The 561-nt window shown below is 62.6% G+C and carries 1 pseudogene; it reads right to left on the bottom strand.

The annotated features are described in order from the left end of the window. A pseudogene (locus SCA31_RS22480) lies at positions 1 to 517 on the bottom strand (gamma-glutamyl-gamma-aminobutyrate hydrolase family protein); the annotation flags it as partial. Between the last annotated feature and the right edge of the window lie 44 nt (positions 518 to 561).

Here is a 561-nt window from a genome sequence, read left to right as displayed (position 1 = left end):
ACGGCATCCAGGCTTAGCCCAGTCAGTCTCGCCAGGGTCGAGTCCGGTCGTATCATGACGGGAATCATGTTGAATTGGTACCCGCCCCGCTGGTATTTTTCCGTACCTGCAATGTCGGGGAGGTGCTGATGCAAGGTGCCACCGAGGGTCACGTTCAGTAATTGTTCCCCCGGCAGATGCACAGCAGTGGAAGGTCCTGGCGGAGGGCCTCCCGTATGAGCGCCTGTTCCCAGGCGTCACGTGCCGGGCGGGGCGGATCAGTCTCTACGTGGGGTTCTTGCCCATACAAGGCAGGGTCAACGTCCCAGCCGCCGGGAATAACGAGTCCGTCCAACCGGCCAACAAGGAGTTCCACCACCCCCTGGTTAGTCGGCTGGGGCGGCAACAGCACGGGAACCCCTCCCGCCGCTGCAAGTGGAGCCAGATAGCTTTCCGGAAGGAATGCCGCCTTCACCGAACCGCAACCCTGTGTGACGGCCGGTTCCAGATAGGTGGTCAGGCCGATGACGGGCTGCATCGTGGCGTGCGTTTCCATGGGGTCCTTCCGGGCGAATCTCCCCT

Origin of the sequence: Chryseobacterium sp. SIMBA_028 (genome assembly GCF_046535285.1) — a bacterium.
Classification (GTDB): domain Bacteria; phylum Bacteroidota; class Bacteroidia; order Flavobacteriales; family Weeksellaceae; genus Chryseobacterium.
Note: the sequence above shows the minus strand (reverse complement) of the source record. Positions and strands in the feature narration are given on the sequence as shown.